The sequence below is a fragment of the Ferriphaselus amnicola genome, from assembly GCF_000974685.2.
GTDB lineage: Bacteria > Pseudomonadota > Gammaproteobacteria > Burkholderiales > Gallionellaceae > Ferriphaselus > Ferriphaselus amnicola.
On the sequence record NZ_AP018738.1, the window covers coordinates 134,153 to 149,069 of the forward strand.

Consider the following 14,917-nt stretch of genomic DNA (forward strand, 5'->3'; position numbering starts at 1 on the left):
AAGGAGTACAACATGAAAGTGTACGAATGCATCGTATGTGGTTTCGTTTATGACGAAGCAAAAGGTGACCCCGAACACGGAATCGCCGCAGGCACTCGCTGGGAGGACGTTCCGCACGAATGGAATTGTCCTGACTGCGGGGTGGCCAAGGCTGATTTCGATATGCGGGAGATTTGACCCGTTACCCACTTGCCATCGGCAGGTGGGTGCAATCACTCTAAGGAGAAGATCATGACTACCAAGAAGACAGACGTATCTCGCATCGACATCGGACTTTCCGACACGCAGCGCGCCGAGATCGCAGATGGCTTGAAGCATCTGCTCGCCGACACATACACTCTTTACCTCAAGACTCACAATTTCCATTGGAACGTGACTGGGCCGATGTTCCAGACCCTGCACTTGTTGTTCATGGATATGTACAACGAGCAGTGGATGGCGGTGGATCTGCTTGCTGAGCGCATTCGCGCCTTGGGTTTCCCCGCTCCGGGGAGTTATCGCGAGTTCGCTGAGTTGACGAGCATCTCCGAAAGCGAAGGTTTGCTGGGTGCCAAAGAGATGATCCGTCAGCTCATCGCCGGGCAGGAGTCGGTGGTTCGCACCGCGCGAGCCATGTTCCCCGTGGTCAACGAAGCTAACGACCAGCCGACCGCAGATGTACTCACACAACGCATGCAGATCCATGAGAAGAATGCGTGGATGTTGCGTAGTTTGTTGGAGGACTAAGTGATGGGCCCCGTCGTTATCGTCGGCAGCGGTCTGGCAGGCATTACCTTGCTGCGCGAGTTCCGTAAGCTGGATAAATCGACTCCGGTGAAGGTCGTCAGTGCTGACGACGGGGGGTTCTACGCTAAACCCAATTTGTCGAACGCGCTGGCTCTGAAACGCGAGGTCGCGCAACTGGTGCAGGCATCGGCTCCTCGATTGGCGGAGCAACTTGATGCCGAGTTTCTGACGCATACACAAGTACATGCCGTTCACCCTGAGCATCATGTATTGCATAGCTCGGCAGGAGAATTGGCCTACGAAAAGTTGGTGCTAGCTATCGGAGCCAAGCCAATCTGCCTCAACATTCAGGGGGACGCGCCAGCAGCTGTGCTGTCGGTGAACAGTCTCACGGACTATGTGAGGTTTCGTGATCGGCTGGTCGGTAAACGACGCGTTGCGATACTTGGCGCTGGACTGATCGGTTGCGAGTTCGCCAATGATCTAAGTGGTGCGGGGTATCAAGTCGAAGTATTCGATCCATCGACCCATCCTTTGGGGCGACTATTGCCGACGCAGGCGGGCAGCTTTTTGCGCGACCGCTTGGGGCATATCGGTATTCGCTTCCATTTTGGGCGCACTATCGCTCAAATCAATGCAGAGGGCGCTGGCTACTCCTTGATTGATGATCAAGGAACAACGCATCACGCTGATCTCGTGCTTTCAGCAGTTGGGCTGCGTGCCTCTACCGAGCTGGCGAGTGCTGCAGGGCTGAAGACTGGTCGGGGTATTGTGGCCGATCAATATCTCCAGACTTCGATTGATGGGGTATATGCGCTGGGTGATTGTGCTGAGATTCACGGGCAGTTGCTGCCTTTTGTGTTGCCGATCATGCACGGTGCACGCGCTTTAGCTAAAACACTGAGCGGAGAAATGACCGCTTTGAGTTACCCAGTGATGCCCGTAGTCGTTAAGATTCCGGCTTGTCCGACTGTGATCAGTCCGCCTGCACCAGGGGTTTCGGGTACATGGCAGGAGTCGGAAACGGCGGACGGCTGGCAGGCACTGTTTCGGGATGCTGCTGGCAGGTTGCATGGCTTCGCTTTGGTCGGGGCGGAAGCTGTGAAGGCGAAAACATCCCTAGTCGAGCAAATCGTGGGGGGCGCTGAAGCTACATAGTTCAGCGCCCCCCACGTTCGCTTACTTCGTAAGTGAAATAAACAACTGAGGTAGTCGCTCGGGCAACCGAGCGATGTTGTCGATGACTGTGTACTGCTTGCCAAAGATGTCTTCCACATACTCGTCAGCCTTGGGGTCAAGGTTAATGCAGTAACTGTAAATGCCTTCTTGGTCCAATTCCTTTACCGCTTGGCGTGCATCGGCGATCAGCAGGTTGCCGTCTTTGGTATCCACGTCGGCCGGCTGGCCGTCGGTGAGGATCAACAGCAGTTTCTTGTCCGCTTGTTGCGATTTCAGATAGTGGCCGGCATGACGCATCGCTGCCCCCATTCGAGTCGAGTATCCTGCCTGCATCGCCGCTAGGCGCGACTTGACCTCATCGCCCCAAGGTTCCTTGAAGCCTTTGAGGTGGTAGTAGCGCACATCGTGGCGAGTGTTGGAGTGGAAACCGCCGATTGCGAACGCATCGCCGACCTGCTGTACCGACCAAGCCAGAAGTGAGACGGCTTCCTGACTGAGTTCGAGGATGGTCTGGTTGCTACCTGACGCTTTCTCGTCGAGCGATTGCGACAGGTCAAGCAGCAAGGTGATGGCGAAGCTACGGCCATCGGTGCGATGCGACATATTGATGCGCGGGTCTGGCGAGCTGCCGCTCTTGTAGTCGATCAAGGAGCGGATGGCCACATCCAGATCGAGTTCCGAGCCCTCTTCCTGATATCGAATGCGCACCTTATCTTGCGGCTTGAGCATCTCGAGTAACGCTTTCAGGCGTTTGGTCAGTTTGGCATTTTTAGCCAGCAGCGCGTCGATCATGGTCGGATTGCCACGCGGATGGAGCGACTCATACACGCTCACCCAATCTGGGCGATAGTTTTGTGCGTTGTAGTCCCACTCGTCGTAGTGACGGGGTGGCAGCGCGTGCAATTCCGCCTCCGTGTTCTGACGCTTATCGAGATGCTCGAACATCTCGTCTTCGTCGCTCTCTTCGATATAGATCCACAGATGGCGGTTATCGTCGCGGTAGTCCACCTCGGTATTGTCGAAGTACATCCGGGCCGACAGATCGCGTTGGCCGCGTGTGCGAGCGATGAATGCCAGTGCAACCGAGGCCATCGCTGCACTGGTCGATTCTCCCGTTGCCATCAGCTCATGGAAACGATTGACGAATTCGCGCACATGTTCGTTCTGGTAAGTGAAGTCTGGATCGAGGATGGCACGCGATACCATGGCCAATCTGAGCCTAAATACCGAGATGCCTTGTTCTTCGAGTTGCAGGTCTTCCTCCCTAGGGATGGGGTGTAAGGCGAGAAACAGTTTGCGCAGGCCTGGGTATTTCTGGCAGGCCAGGTATTCCACGCGAGAGTCTTCGAATATCTCGACGCTGGCGCGCTGGAACGGGCTCCAGTTGTCCACGATCATCTGTTGCGACCAGCGACGATGCGCTGCCATGTGTGCCAGCGCGGCGCGATAGCGGTCAATGCCTGATACGCCATTGATGTCGTCATAGACGTCGGGCAAGCGAATGCCATCATCGGTGTAGTAGGGCATCGCCTTACGCAGATCATCGAAAGCGGCCGAATAGGGAATGAGATAGTCGCTGTCGTTCCATAACGCACGGATGTAGGTATCCAGCTTGCGCTCGTTATCCACCAGCAAGGTGCCATGCCGCTCGCGCTGCATGACCGCGATAGCATCGGCGGATTCCAAGCGAAAATATTCTTCCTGTCGTTCTGGGTGGTCGTTGTAGTACTTGATCCCGTATTCGATCCAGTTTTGAAATCCTTGCAGCGATAGTACGCTTAGTAATTTGGGCGCCTGCTTAAGCAACTCTGGTAAGCCCGGACTGGCAAAGGTCGTATGGTGACCGTGGATCGAACCTGAAGTGCGATCCATCATGTCGCGGACCAGCTCAATGTAGCGATTGAACATCTTGTCGCTGTTCAGACGGCGGGCGACGGCACCGCTGGTCTGTAGGAACGGCACGATCGCCTTGAAGTTGGTATGCGTGGACATGTACTCGGAGAATTCGCGCAGCTTGATCAGCGCATGTTCTCCAACGATGCTCGCCACGCTCGGCGCTTCTTCCAGATAGATCAGTAGTGGTTCTGCGCCACGTCCCATCTTGCCGATGATGCGGGCATTCTCGATATAAGTCTCCAAGCCCGCCTTCGACAGTAGTGCCTTGGCTTCTTTCATGCACTCATCAAAGACGGCATTCACTTGGGAGAATCTGCAACCCAGTTGCTCCCAGTATTTTGCCGTCTCTTCGGCTCTTTCCGTCACGACATCCGTCATTACTCAGTCCTCCGGTGGTTCGCTCGCTCTGAGCTCAGGCGAACGAAGCATCAATCGCGTGATCGAGCGTATCGCGGATATCCGCGTCGTCGGTGATCGGTCGCACCATTGCCATGCGGCATGCGGCTTTAGCATCGACACCGTTCTTGATCAGCGTCGCCGCATAGACCAGCAGTCGTGTGGAGATACCTTCATCCAGTCCGTGACCTTTCAGGTTACGGGCTGCCTGGCCGATCTGTACCAGTTTGCCGCAGATCGCCACGTCCAGACCGGTTTCCTTGGACAGGATATCTGCTTCCAATTCCGCAGTCGGGTAGTCGAACTCGAAAGCGGTGAAGCGCTGCTTGGTCGATTGCTTCAGATCCTTCATCAGGTTCTGATAGCCAGGGTTGTAGGAAATCACCAATTGAAAATCGGGATGAGCCTCGATCAACTCGCCTTTCTTATCTAGCGGCAAGGTGCGGCGGTGGTCGGTCAGCGGGTGGATTACCACCGTGGTGTCCTGACGAGCCTCGACAACTTCGTCCAGATAGCAGATCGCGCCGATACGGGCTGCGGTAGTGAGCGGGCCATCCAGCCAGCGCGTGCCATTGGCATCCAGCAGATAACGGCCAACGAGGTCGCTTGCGGTCATGTCTTCATTGCACGCTACCGTGATGAGCGGCTTGTTCAACTTCCATGCCATATACTCGATGAAGCGCGATTTGCCGCAGCCCGTCGGGCCTTTCACCATCACCGGCAGACGCGCGGCGTAAGCGGCTTCGTATAATTGGACTTCATCGCCTTGAGCTTGATAAAACGGCTCTTTGCCGACCGTGAATTGAGTCTTGTTTGTCATCGCTAACTCCTAAACTTCCCACTCCTAGAGCGGGAATTGATGGGGATCGGGCAACATGGAGTTCGCCCACTTCTAACCTCTCCCTGCGAGCAAGAGGGGATTCGAAGTCTGGAAAAAAACGCCCCCATCGTGTGGGGGCGCATTTTTGCTTCGATGCAGCTGAGCGATTCTTACTTGTGTACGCCCAGCTTTTCGCGCCAGCCCGGGAACAACTTGTCGCTGTCTTTCGGGAAGGACTCGAATGCGCGTGCGAACTCTTTGTGTGTCTTCGCGTATTCGATCGGGTCAGCACCGGTCTTCCAGCACTCGTAAGACTGACCGAGGGAGATACCACCGGCTGCTGGACTATCGATATGGCCGAAGGAACCGCCGCCGCAGGTGTTGATCACGTTGCCGTGACCCAGATTCTGGAAGAAGCCTGGCAGACGCAGTGCGTTCATACCACCGGAGATGATCGGAGTTGTTGCCTTCATACCGTACCACTTCTGGTAGAAGTAAGGTCCTTGGCACTCATCACGCTCCAGCATGTAGGCCAGCACGGTTTCTTTGCCGTGACCTTCCATCTTGCCGTAGCCCATGGTGCCGGTATGCATACCGGACGCGCCCATTAGACGCACCAGCTTCATGTAGCACAGCGGGTCCATACCCATTGGTGACTTGTAGGAAGTGACAGCACCGTGGCCTGCGCGGTGGAAGTGCAAGAAGGTGTCTGGGAACTCACGGCGAGCAGTGGTCACACCTGCTGGACCAGTCACGAATCCGTCAACGAGGAAGGCTACGTGGCTAGCAGAGTTGTATTTAGCGAACGTATTGAGCACATAGTCGCCGCGATGGATCATTTCTTTATAGTAATCGGCGGTGATGTTTGCCGAGAACAGCTTAGCTTGACCGGTTGCCTGTTGAGCACGATCCATGGCTTCAGCCACTTTCGGCATAACCACTTCCATTGGGCAGAACGGTTGGTTAGCTTGTGGCTCGTCATTCTTGATGAAATCGCCACCCAACCAGAAGTCGTAGCATGCCTTGGCGAATGGCTCAGGACGCAGACCCAACTTAGGCTTGATGATGGTGCCAGCGATGTAACCGCCGTCGGTTTCAGAGCGACCCAACACCTTCCACAGGTTGGTGATATTTGCGGACGGACCGTCAAACTTCCTGACCATCATTTCTGGTACCAAGAAGTCGAGCATGCGCAAACCTTGATGGTCACCCATGCCTTGGTTGTTACCCAAGATCAGAGACCACATGTGCGAAATATTGTAAGTGCCATCAGTCAGATTTGGATCAAACAATTCCACCGGATAAGCAACCTTGAACAAGCCGCCGCCCTTGACTGGATCATCACCAAAGGCTGTCTCGTCAACTTCATATACCAGCGCGTCCACACCACGTGTGAAATCATCGGTGGTGGATACTTCAACGTTGGTACCGGTAGAAGATTCAGCCGCAACGTGAGCAGCCACTTCCAAAAAGCCATAACCCTTTGCTGGGATCAGCTTGTAGGCAACCAACAGGTGCTTGCCGCCAGCGATCAGATCCGCTTCTTTCAGGTTCAGGTTTGCATAACGATTTGATTGATCCATTGTGTTCTCCTCTTGTCGTTGAATGTAACTACTACGGTTCGAACTTTACGGCCTTGTTATCATAAATAACAGTCAGATATTTTTATCAAGACCATAAGTCAAATTTATGGTTGTGCTAGAATTCAGACCATGTTGCCCGTTACCATGCGCCAATTCCAAGTCTTTGAAAGCGTCGCACGCCATTTGAACCACTCGCGCGCGGCAGAAGAGCTCTACCTCTCACAACCGGCGGTTTCCATGCAGATCAAGCAGGTTGAGGAGATTATCGGAATGCCGCTGTTCGAGCAAGCTGGAAAGAAGTTGTTTCTCACTGAAGCAGGACGAGAAATGTTGCATTACAGCCGAACCGTGCTGGAGCAACTGCAGGAGATGGAGCTGGTGTTCAGCGAGATGAAAGGGTTGGAGCGTGGGCACTTGAATATCGCTGTGGTTAGTACGGCGAACTATTTCATGCCGCAGTTGCTCGCCAAATTCATCCAAAGCAACGCTGGGATACAGGTCAGTCTGCTGGTGGGTAACCGCGACGCAGTGCTGCAACAAATCACCGAGAATCGTGCCGACTTCGCCATCATGGGTTTGCCACCAGAGGGGGCGGATATCCTGGCCATTTCCTTCATGCAGAATCCGCTGGTGGTAATCGCAACGCCGACACATCCGCTCGCGGACGGTGCAGGCATCAAACCTAGGCAACTGGCGCAAGAGACCTTTCTATTTCGTGAACGTGGTTCCGGTACGCGTAGCGTGGCCGAACGCTACTTCGCCAGTCATCGCATCCCGCTGCCGAACAACATGGAGATGGACACCAACGAAGCGATCAAGTTGTCGGTGCAGGCGGGCATGGGGCTGGGCATCATCTCGCAACACAGCATCGGTCTCGAGTTGGAAACTAATCGGTTGCGGGTGTTGAACGTGGATGGTTTCCCTATCGTGCGTAATTGGCACATCGTTCATCGGCGCAACAAGCGCTTATCGGTGGCGGCGCAGGCATTCGAGCAATTCCTGCTGACCGAGGCCGCCAACTTGACACCGCTGGCCTCGGTCGTTTAGCGCGGGGAATCAGAATCCTGCTGCTGCCAGCGAGCGCAGGAATAACTCTGCGTTTTGAAAGCCGGTCACGCGGAAGTCGCCCAACTCCTTGCCTTGCCCATCGTAGAACAAACTGGCGGGCGGGCCGAACAGGGTGTAGCGCTTGAGTAGCGCCTTATCGTCGTCATTGTTGGCAGTTACGTCGGCCTGAAGCAATACGGTATCTTTGAGCTTGGCACGCACTTGCGGATCCGCGAAAGTGAAACGCTCCATCTCCTTGCACGACACACACCAGTCTGCGTAGAAATCCAGCATCACCCGTTTGCCCTGCGCATTAGCGATACGTGCGTCCAACTCAGCCAATGATTTGATTCGCTCGAACGGTAGGCTAGTGGGTATGTCAGCCTGCGTATGTCCTAATGCCCCCAGAGGGCGGAAGATGTCGCGCGCGCCCGACAGTGCTCCCACCAAATAAGCCGCCCCTAGCATCAACATCAGCACGCCTATACCGCGCCACAGTTTGCGCCAACCGGAAGCGTTGGGCGGCAAGGCATCCAGCACACGCAGGAACATAGCGGATAGGATCAGCAACGCCGCCCATAAGCCCATTTGGAGCGATATGGAAAATAGTGGCGATACGATCCAGATCGCTACGCCTAACATCATCACACCGAAAATGCGCTTGACGGATTCCATCCATGCCCCAGCGCGCGGCAATAAAGCACCGGCGGATGTGCCGATCAACAGTAACGGCAATCCCATGCCTAGTGCCAAGGCAAACAAGGCGGAGCCACCCAGCAGCGCATCGTGCGTTTTGCCGATGTAGAGCAATGCCCCCGCCATCGGCGCGGCCACGCACGGGCTCATGATAATGGCCGACAGCGCGCCCATCGCGAACACGCCACCGAAATGTCCGCCATGCAGATGGCTGCTGGTCTCGGTCAGCCGGCTTTGCAATGCCGAAGGCAATTGCAGCTCATAGAGGCCGAACATGGACAGAGACAGAATCACGAATAGTGCCGCGAAACTGCCTAGTACCCAAGGCGTTTGCAGCGCATTCGAGATCAGTTCGCCGGACAACCCTGCGGCCACACCTGCCGCCGCATAAGTGAGCGCCATCCCCAGCACGTAAGCCAGCGACAAGAAGAAGGCATGGCGATGGGTGATCTTGTGGCCGTGACCGACGATGATGCCGGACAAAATCGGTACCATTGGAAACACGCATGGTGTGAATGCCAGCAGCAATCCCGCGCCGAAGAAGACGGAAATGACCAACCAGAAATTGCCTTGTTGCAGCACCTTAGCGATGCGCCCGTCCTCATTGGCAGGCTCATCCACGGTGGCAGCCGAAGCGGCACACACGGTTTGCGACAAGCCCACCATGACGGTTTTATTGATGGGCGGATAGCACAAGCCGTTCTCGCTACACCCCTGATAAGTCGCCAGCAAGGATAGCGGCTGCGCCAGATTGACGCTCTCTAGCTCGATCTTGGCTTGGAACGACTGGTGATAGACCTCGATCTTGCCGAAGTTGGGGTCGTCCTTGATCTCGCCTGGCGGCAAGGTAGTGCGCACGATTTTTCCGTTGCCGTCCGCTAACTCGAACGTCACTTTGTTGCGATACAGATAGTAGCCCGGCGTGACGCGAAAACCGGCGAGCAGCGTGCGCTCATCACAACTACTGACTTCCAGTCCAAACGCCTGATCGGGCGGGAGGAACGTTGCCGACTTGTTGCCGCCGATGCGGTCGAATACGCCAGCGTGGGCCAGATTGACCGCGCATAGCAATATCAAGGATGCAAAGAGCTTCAGTAGTTTCATAGTGTATTGGGTGTGGTTTCTTGCGCGACCCAAGCCAGATAGGCGGGCAAGCCGGCAACGACAGGGACAGCCACGATCTCGGGAAGTTCATAAGGATGGAGTTCGCGTATCGTTTGCTCCACGCAGGGGTAAGCGGCGACCGTGGTTTTGATGAGCAGAGGAATCTCGTTCGCCTGCTCCACCGCGTCTTGCCAGCGATAGATCGAACTGCATTCGGCTAGGATATTGACGCAAGCGGCGGCGCGGCTGGTGATGAGCGCATGGGCCAGTCGCTCGGCGGTGGCTCGATCAGGTAGGTTGGTGAGGACGATCAGTGCAGGTTCCATGATCAAGCTTTGGCGAAACGCAGTCCTAGCTGGAGTAGCTCGTCCCAAACATCGCCGGAACGTAGGCCCTTGATGACTTTGTCCAGTCGCGCCGCATGGCGCAAGGCCACTTCTGCCTGCGACAAGCGAATCCGACGCACAGCGTTTCCTACCGACTCTTGCCGATTGCCCCAGACGCGCGCGTCTTTCATCAGACTGGCCAGATTGCCACCGCGCTGAACGCCGCTCAGCAGCTTGACCAACGTGCGCACCTCTTCGGTCAGCGCCCACAGGATCAGCACTGTCGCCGTGCCTTCCGCGCGCAAGCCGTCGAGGATGCGCGTGTAGCGTGCGGAATTGCCGGTCAGCATGGCCTCGGCCAGTTTGAACACGTCGTAACGTGCCACGTCCATCACCGCGTCCTTGACCTGCTCGAAGCTCAGCGCTTCTGCGGGATAGAGCAGACTCAGCTTCTGGATCTCTTGCCAGGCCGCCAGCAGATTGCCTTCCACCTGATCGGCCAAGAATTCCAGCGTTTCGCGGTCCGCTGATTGGCCATGCCGCTGCAAGCGATTGGCGATCCATGCGGGAAGAGCGTTGCGGGGGATGTCATCGGCGGCGATGGTCACGCCGTGCTGCTCCAAGGCGGTGAACCACTTGCTGCTGGAGGCGGACTTGTCCAGTCGCGGTAAAGTAATCAGGGTCAGCACGTCCGGCGTAAGCTGCGCACAGTGTTCCTGCAACGCCTGTCCGCCCTCGGTGCCCGGCTTGCCAGTGGGGATGCGCAAGTCGATCACCTTGCGGTCGGCAAACAAGGACAAGCTTTGCGCGCTGTTGCGCAGCTCTGCCCAACGGAAATCTTTGTCGGCAGTGAAGACTTCCCGCTCGGTGTAGCCCGCTGAACGAGCAGCGGCGCGAATGCTGTCTGCAGCTTCCAGTGCTAATAACTGCGCATCACCGTGGATCACGTATAGCGGTTTGAGGCCTGCGGCCAGATGACGCGGCAGGCTGTCGGCGGTCAGTTTCATTCCTGTGCGCGCAGTTTAGCGAACGACAGCCGACGGATGATCTGCTGCACTAGGTCACTGCGCATGTTCTCGTTCAGTAGGACCTCTTCCTGTTGCTTAGCCAGCACTTGTGTGTCATCCCACGGGAAGTCGCGATGGATCACGATTTCCTGTGCGGGCAGCCAGTCATTTTGCTGCTGATCATAGAGACGTAACGAGACGCTATAGAGCAACTGGTATTCCAGCACTCGACCGCTACCGCCCAGTGTCAAAATCTTCTTTTCTGGGAGTTCTCTGACGATCTGTAACACCACTTGCGCCTCACCCGATTTTTTCGCGAGCTTAATGCCGTTGCTTACCAAGCTGTTACGTAGCTCCTGCGCCAACGGCGAATACTCGTTCGGAACTTGTAGATAAAGCGTCTCGAACGGCAGCTTGGCTTGCCCACGTAAATGAAAGCCGCAGGCCGACAACAGCAGAGCGAGTAACGGGAGCCACCAGCGCAGAGCCACGATCAGGCCACCACGTTGACGAGTCGCCCTGGCACCACGATCACCTTCTTGGCCGCGCCGCCGTTGAGCTGCTTCTGCACCACGTCAGTCGCCAACGCCATTTGCTCGATGGTCGCCTTATCTGCGCCAGCCGGAACCTTGACGCTGCCGCGCAGCTTGCCGTTGATCTGGATCATCAGCTCGATCTCGTCCTGCACCAGCGCGGCCTCGTCCACTTCCGGCCAAGCGGCTTGTAAGATGTCGTCGCCGTAGCCCAGCTCGCTCCACAGCGTCTGCGTGATGTGCGGAGCGATGGGGGAAAGTAGGCGCAGCAGGATGGAAAGTCCTTCACCCAGCACCGCACGGTCAGCGCTTACTTTTGCTTTATCGAGCGCATTCAGTATCTTCATCGCGGCGGAGACTACGGTATTGAACTGAAAGCGCGAAAAGTCGAAGCTGGCCTGTTTCAGCACTAGGTGCAGTTCGCGGCGCAAGGTTTGATCGTCTGCGGACAGATTGCCGATTGCTGCGGCCTTGGCTCCATCGCTCAATTCGACCGACAGACTCCACACCCGCTTTAGGAAGCGGAACGCGCCATCTACGCCCGCATCTGACCATTCCAATTGCTGATCGGGCGGGGCGGCGAACATCATGAATAGGCGCGCAGTATCCGCGCCATATTGGTCGATGATGGACTGCGGATCAACGCCGTTGTTCTTGGACTTGGACATCTTCTCGGTGCCACCGATGATGACCGGCAGGCCGTCCGATTTTAGCTTGGCGCCGATGGCGCGGGCTTTGGCATCGAGCTCGACTTCGACATCAGCCGGGTTGATCCACAGCTTCTTGCCGTTGGTCTCTTCCCGGTAGAAGGTTGGGGCGACGACCATGCCTTGAGTGAGCAGATTTTTGAACGGCTCGTCAAAACGCCGCGATTCCTTGGCTTCCTCGCCGAACACGCCGACATCGCGCATCAGCTTGTTGAAGAAGCGCGCATACAGCAGATGCAGGATGGCGTGCTCGATGCCGCCGATGTATTGGTCCACCGGCAACCACTGGCGGGCGCGCTCATCGACTAAGCCGGTGCTGCAATCTGGGCTGGTGTAGCGGGCGAAATACCAGGACGATTCCACGAAGGTGTCCATGGTGTCGGTCTCGCGCTTCGCCGCGCCGCCGCACTTGGGGCAGCTGCATTCGTAGAACGACGGCATCTTGGCCAGCGGCGAACCCGCACCGTCCGGCACCACATCTTCCGGCAATACCACCGGCAATTGGTCATCCGGCACCGGCACGTCGCCGCAGCTCGGACAGTGGATGATCGGGATAGGGCAGCCCCAGTAGCGCTGGCGCGAGATGCCCCAGTCGCGCAGGCGGAATTGGGTCTTCTTCTCGCCTAGCCCCAGCGCGGCGAGGTCGGCGGCGATGGCATCCACCGCTGCGTCATAGCCCAAGCCATCGTATTTGCCCGAGTTGACGCAAACACCGCCCTCCTTGTTGCCGTACCACTCTGCCCACGCATCGATCGAGAAAGTCTCGCCCGCGACTTGAATGGATTGCTTGATCGGCAGGTCATACTTCTTGGCGAACCCGAAATCCCGCTCGTCATGCGCCGGCACAGCCATCACCGCGCCCTCGCCGTAGCCCATCAGCACGTAGTTACCGACCCACACCGGCACTTCTTCACCAGTCAGCGGGTGGGTGACCTTGAGGCCGGTGGCCATGCCCTTCTTTTCCATGGTGGCGATGTCGGCTTCGGCGACACCGCCTTGCTTGCATTCTTCGATGAAAGCGGCCAGCGCGGGATTGCCTTGCGCAGCTTGTAAGGCCAGCGGGTGCTCGGCAGCCACGGCGACGAAGGTGACGCCCATGATGGTGTCGGCGCGAGTGGTATAGACCCACAGCTTCTCGTTGTCGCCATACGGGAAAGCGAAGCGCACGCCGAAACTTTTTCCTATCCAGTTGCGCTGCATGGTCTTGACCTGCTCGGGCCAGCCGTCGAGCTGGTCAAGGTCGGCCAGCAGTTCTTCGGCATACTGGGTGATGCGGAAGAAGTACATCGGGATCTCGCGCTTTTCCACCAGCGCGCCGGAGCGCCAGCCGCGTCCGTCGATGACTTGTTCGTTGGCCAGCACGGTGTTGTCGATCGGGTCCCAATTCACCGTCGAGGTCTTTTTGTAGATCACGCCCATTTCGAACAGGCGAGTGAACAGCCATTGCTCCCAGCGGTAGTAATCTGGTTTGCTGGTGGCGATCTCGCGCGACCAATCGACGCCCAAGCCCAATGATTTGAGCTGTTGCTTCATGTATTCGATGTTGGAGTAGGTCCACGCGGCGGGCGGTACGTTGTTCGCCATCGCGGCGTTCTCGGCGGGCAAGCCGAATGCGTCCCAACCCATAGGCTGCATCACGTTGTAGCCCTTCATGCGGTGGTAGCGCGAAAGCACATCGCCGATGGTGTAGTTGCGCACATGCCCCATGTGCAATTTGCCCGAGGGGTACGGGAACATGGACAGGCAGTAGTACTTGGGCTTGTCACTTTGCTCCGAAGCCTTGAATGCTTGAGAGTCATCCCACTGTTGTTGAGTGGCGGATTCGATGTCTTTCGGGTGATAGTTGGGCTGCATTTCTGAGTACGATTTCGTTTGCGAGGGCGCATTATAGCGGCTAGACCGAGCGGATGCTCAGTCGCCAACGGCTGCTAAATAATTCTGTTAGAATCGCCAGCAAAATTTTTTTCACATTCAGGAGAGAAACTATGTCGCGCAAACACCCCGTGATCGCTGTAACCGGTTCTTCCGGTGCTGGTACAACTACCGTCAAGCGTGCGTTCGAGAACATTTTCCGCCGTGAGCAGATCGAGGCAGCAGTCGTCGAGGGCGATAGCTTGCATAGTCTGGATCGCATGGCATTCCGCGCTGCATCTGCCGAAGCTGCTAAGAATGGCAACAATTCGTTCAGCCATTTTGGCCCAGAAGCCAACCACTTCGACAAGATCGAGCAGACGTTCAAGAGCTACGGCGAGAGCGGCAAATGTGATCGCCGTTACTACATCCACAGCGATGCAGAAGCTAAGGAGTTGAACGCGCGCTTCGGCACCAACCTCGGCCCTGGCCAGTTCACTCCATGGGAAACTGTGGGCGAAGGCTCCGATATTCTGTTCTACGAAGGCCTGCATGGCTTGGTCAAGCACGGCGATATCGACGCTTCCCGTTATGTCGATCTGGGTGTGGGCGTGGTGCCTATCGTCAACTTGGAATGGATCCAGAAGATCGCTCGCGACAAGTCTGAGCGTGGCTATTCCGCTGAAGCGACGGTGGATACCATCCTGCGTCGTATGCCAGACTACATCAATCACATCACACCGCAGTTTTCGCGTACCCGCGTTAACTTCCAGCGCGTTTCGACGGTAGATACTTCTAACCCGTTCATCGCCCGTGATATTCCGACTCCAGATGAAAGCTTTGTGGTCGTTCACTTCAGCGATCCTAAAGGTATCGACTTCAGCTACATGCTGGGCATGATCCACGACTCGTTCATGTCGCGTCCAAACACCCTAGTGGTTCCCGGCGGCAAGATGAACTTTGCGTTGGAACTGGTGCTTGGTCCGATCATTCACGATCTGATCGAAAGCAAAAAGAAGTAATCACGGCTGTATCACGACGATGGG

13 protein-coding genes are annotated in these 14,917 nt (G+C 56.5%); 5 read left to right on the forward strand and 8 right to left on the reverse strand.

Features of this window, described 5'->3' with window-relative positions; genetic code table 11:
• The first annotated feature begins 12 nt into the window (after positions 1 to 12).
• The 3 genes from OYT1_RS00665 to OYT1_RS00675 are packed head-to-tail and all read left to right on the forward strand — an operon-like array spanning position 13 to position 1,884.
• The gene (locus tag OYT1_RS00665; protein ID WP_062625818.1) at positions 13 to 177 is read left to right on the forward strand and encodes a rubredoxin; all 165 of its coding nucleotides are present in this window, start codon (positions 13 to 15) and stop codon (positions 175 to 177) included.
• A gap of 54 nt (positions 178 to 231) precedes the next feature.
• The gene (locus OYT1_RS00670; RefSeq protein WP_062625817.1) at positions 232 to 726 is read left to right on the forward strand and encodes a Dps family protein; all 495 of its coding nucleotides are present in this window, start codon (positions 232 to 234) and stop codon (positions 724 to 726) included.
• A 3-nt stretch (positions 727 to 729) separates the two neighbouring features.
• A complete protein-coding gene (locus OYT1_RS00675; RefSeq protein ID WP_062625816.1) occupies positions 730 to 1,884 on the forward strand; it encodes an NAD(P)/FAD-dependent oxidoreductase in 1,155 nt (384 codons plus the stop codon).
• Positions 1,885 to 1,905: 21 nt separating this feature from the next.
• Here the strand turns inward: OYT1_RS00675 and OYT1_RS00680 are convergent, their stop codons facing one another.
• The 3 genes from OYT1_RS00680 to OYT1_RS00690 all read right to left on the reverse strand — a co-directional run bounded on the left by OYT1_RS00680 (position 1,906) and on the right by OYT1_RS00690 (position 6,600).
• A complete protein-coding gene (locus tag OYT1_RS00680) occupies positions 1,906 to 4,179 on the reverse strand; it encodes a nitric oxide reductase activation protein NorD (protein WP_062625815.1) in 2,274 nt (757 codons plus the stop codon).
• Positions 4,180 to 4,213: 34 nt separating this feature from the next.
• Complete coding sequence (locus OYT1_RS00685; protein ID WP_062625814.1) at positions 4,214 to 5,017, reverse strand: CbbQ/NirQ/NorQ/GpvN family protein; 804 nt, start codon at positions 5,015 to 5,017, stop codon at positions 4,214 to 4,216.
• Between the two features lie 170 nt (positions 5,018 to 5,187).
• The gene (locus OYT1_RS00690; RefSeq protein ID WP_062625813.1) at positions 5,188 to 6,600 is read right to left on the reverse strand and encodes a ribulose-bisphosphate carboxylase; all 1,413 of its coding nucleotides are present in this window, start codon (positions 6,598 to 6,600) and stop codon (positions 5,188 to 5,190) included.
• A gap of 129 nt (positions 6,601 to 6,729) precedes the next feature.
• Here OYT1_RS00690 and OYT1_RS00695 point away from each other — a divergent pair, with 129 nt between their 5' ends.
• Positions 6,730 to 7,647 carry a LysR family transcriptional regulator gene (locus OYT1_RS00695; protein WP_062625812.1) on the forward strand — a complete coding sequence of 306 codons (918 nt, stop codon included), beginning with the start codon at positions 6,730 to 6,732 and terminating at the stop codon, positions 7,645 to 7,647.
• A 9-nt stretch (positions 7,648 to 7,656) separates the two neighbouring features.
• Here OYT1_RS00695 and dsbD read toward each other — a convergent pair whose 3' ends face one another.
• Genes dsbD through leuS form a run of 5 tightly spaced genes read right to left on the reverse strand, consistent with a single transcriptional unit; the run spans position 7,657 to position 13,874 of the window.
• Positions 7,657 to 9,447: a protein-disulfide reductase DsbD gene (gene dsbD, locus OYT1_RS00700; protein WP_062625811.1), complete on the reverse strand. Its 1,791-nt coding sequence runs from the start codon at positions 9,445 to 9,447 to the stop codon at positions 7,657 to 7,659.
• A complete protein-coding gene (gene cutA / locus OYT1_RS00705; protein WP_062625810.1) occupies positions 9,444 to 9,773 on the reverse strand; it encodes a divalent-cation tolerance protein CutA in 330 nt (109 codons plus the stop codon). The genes dsbD and cutA overlap by 4 nt, the downstream gene beginning before the upstream one ends.
• Before the next feature lie 2 nt (positions 9,774 to 9,775).
• Entirely contained in the window at positions 9,776 to 10,780 is a 1,005-nt protein-coding gene (gene holA / locus OYT1_RS00710) for a DNA polymerase III subunit delta (RefSeq protein ID WP_062625809.1), read from the reverse strand.
• Positions 10,777 to 11,271, reverse strand: a complete 495-nt coding sequence (locus OYT1_RS00715) for an LPS-assembly lipoprotein LptE (RefSeq protein ID WP_062625808.1) — start codon at positions 11,269 to 11,271, stop codon at positions 10,777 to 10,779. The genes holA and OYT1_RS00715 overlap by 4 nt, the downstream gene beginning before the upstream one ends.
• 2 nt (positions 11,272 to 11,273) lie before the next feature.
• Positions 11,274 to 13,874, reverse strand: coding sequence for a leucine--tRNA ligase (gene leuS, locus OYT1_RS00720; RefSeq protein WP_062625807.1), 2,601 nt, complete (start codon positions 13,872 to 13,874; stop codon positions 11,274 to 11,276).
• Positions 13,875 to 14,005: 131 nt separating this feature from the next.
• On the opposite strand from leuS, the gene OYT1_RS00725 reads away from it, so the two are divergent.
• Positions 14,006 to 14,893, forward strand: a complete 888-nt coding sequence (locus tag OYT1_RS00725) for a phosphoribulokinase (RefSeq protein WP_062625806.1) — start codon at positions 14,006 to 14,008, stop codon at positions 14,891 to 14,893.
• Positions 14,894 to 14,917 lie beyond the last annotated feature (24 nt).

Bases quoted from the DNA above. Each gene is read 5' to 3' on its own strand.
- OYT1_RS00665 (WP_062625818.1), top strand. From the start codon at position 13: ATGAAAGTGTACGAATGCATCGTATGTGGTTTCGTTTATGACGAAGCA.
- cutA (WP_062625810.1), bottom strand. From the start codon at position 9,773: ATGGAACCTGCACTGATCGTCCTCACCAACCTACCTGATCGAGCCACC.
- OYT1_RS00675 (WP_062625816.1), top strand. From the start codon at position 730: ATGGGCCCCGTCGTTATCGTCGGCAGCGGTCTGGCAGGCATTACCTTG.
- holA (WP_062625809.1), bottom strand. From the start codon at position 10,780: ATGAAACTGACCGCCGACAGCCTGCCGCGTCATCTGGCCGCAGGCCTC.
- OYT1_RS00685 (WP_062625814.1), bottom strand. From the start codon at position 5,017: ATGACAAACAAGACTCAATTCACGGTCGGCAAAGAGCCGTTTTATCAA.
- OYT1_RS00690 (WP_062625813.1), bottom strand. From the start codon at position 6,600: ATGGATCAATCAAATCGTTATGCAAACCTGAACCTGAAAGAAGCGGAT.
- leuS (WP_062625807.1), bottom strand. From the start codon at position 13,874: ATGCAGCCCAACTATCACCCGAAAGACATCGAATCCGCCACTCAACAA.
- dsbD (WP_062625811.1), bottom strand. From the start codon at position 9,447: ATGAAACTACTGAAGCTCTTTGCATCCTTGATATTGCTATGCGCGGTC.
- OYT1_RS00670 (WP_062625817.1), top strand. From the start codon at position 232: ATGACTACCAAGAAGACAGACGTATCTCGCATCGACATCGGACTTTCC.
- OYT1_RS00680 (WP_062625815.1), bottom strand. From the start codon at position 4,179: ATGACGGATGTCGTGACGGAAAGAGCCGAAGAGACGGCAAAATACTGG.
- OYT1_RS00695 (WP_062625812.1), top strand. From the start codon at position 6,730: ATGTTGCCCGTTACCATGCGCCAATTCCAAGTCTTTGAAAGCGTCGCA.
- OYT1_RS00725 (WP_062625806.1), top strand. From the start codon at position 14,006: ATGTCGCGCAAACACCCCGTGATCGCTGTAACCGGTTCTTCCGGTGCT.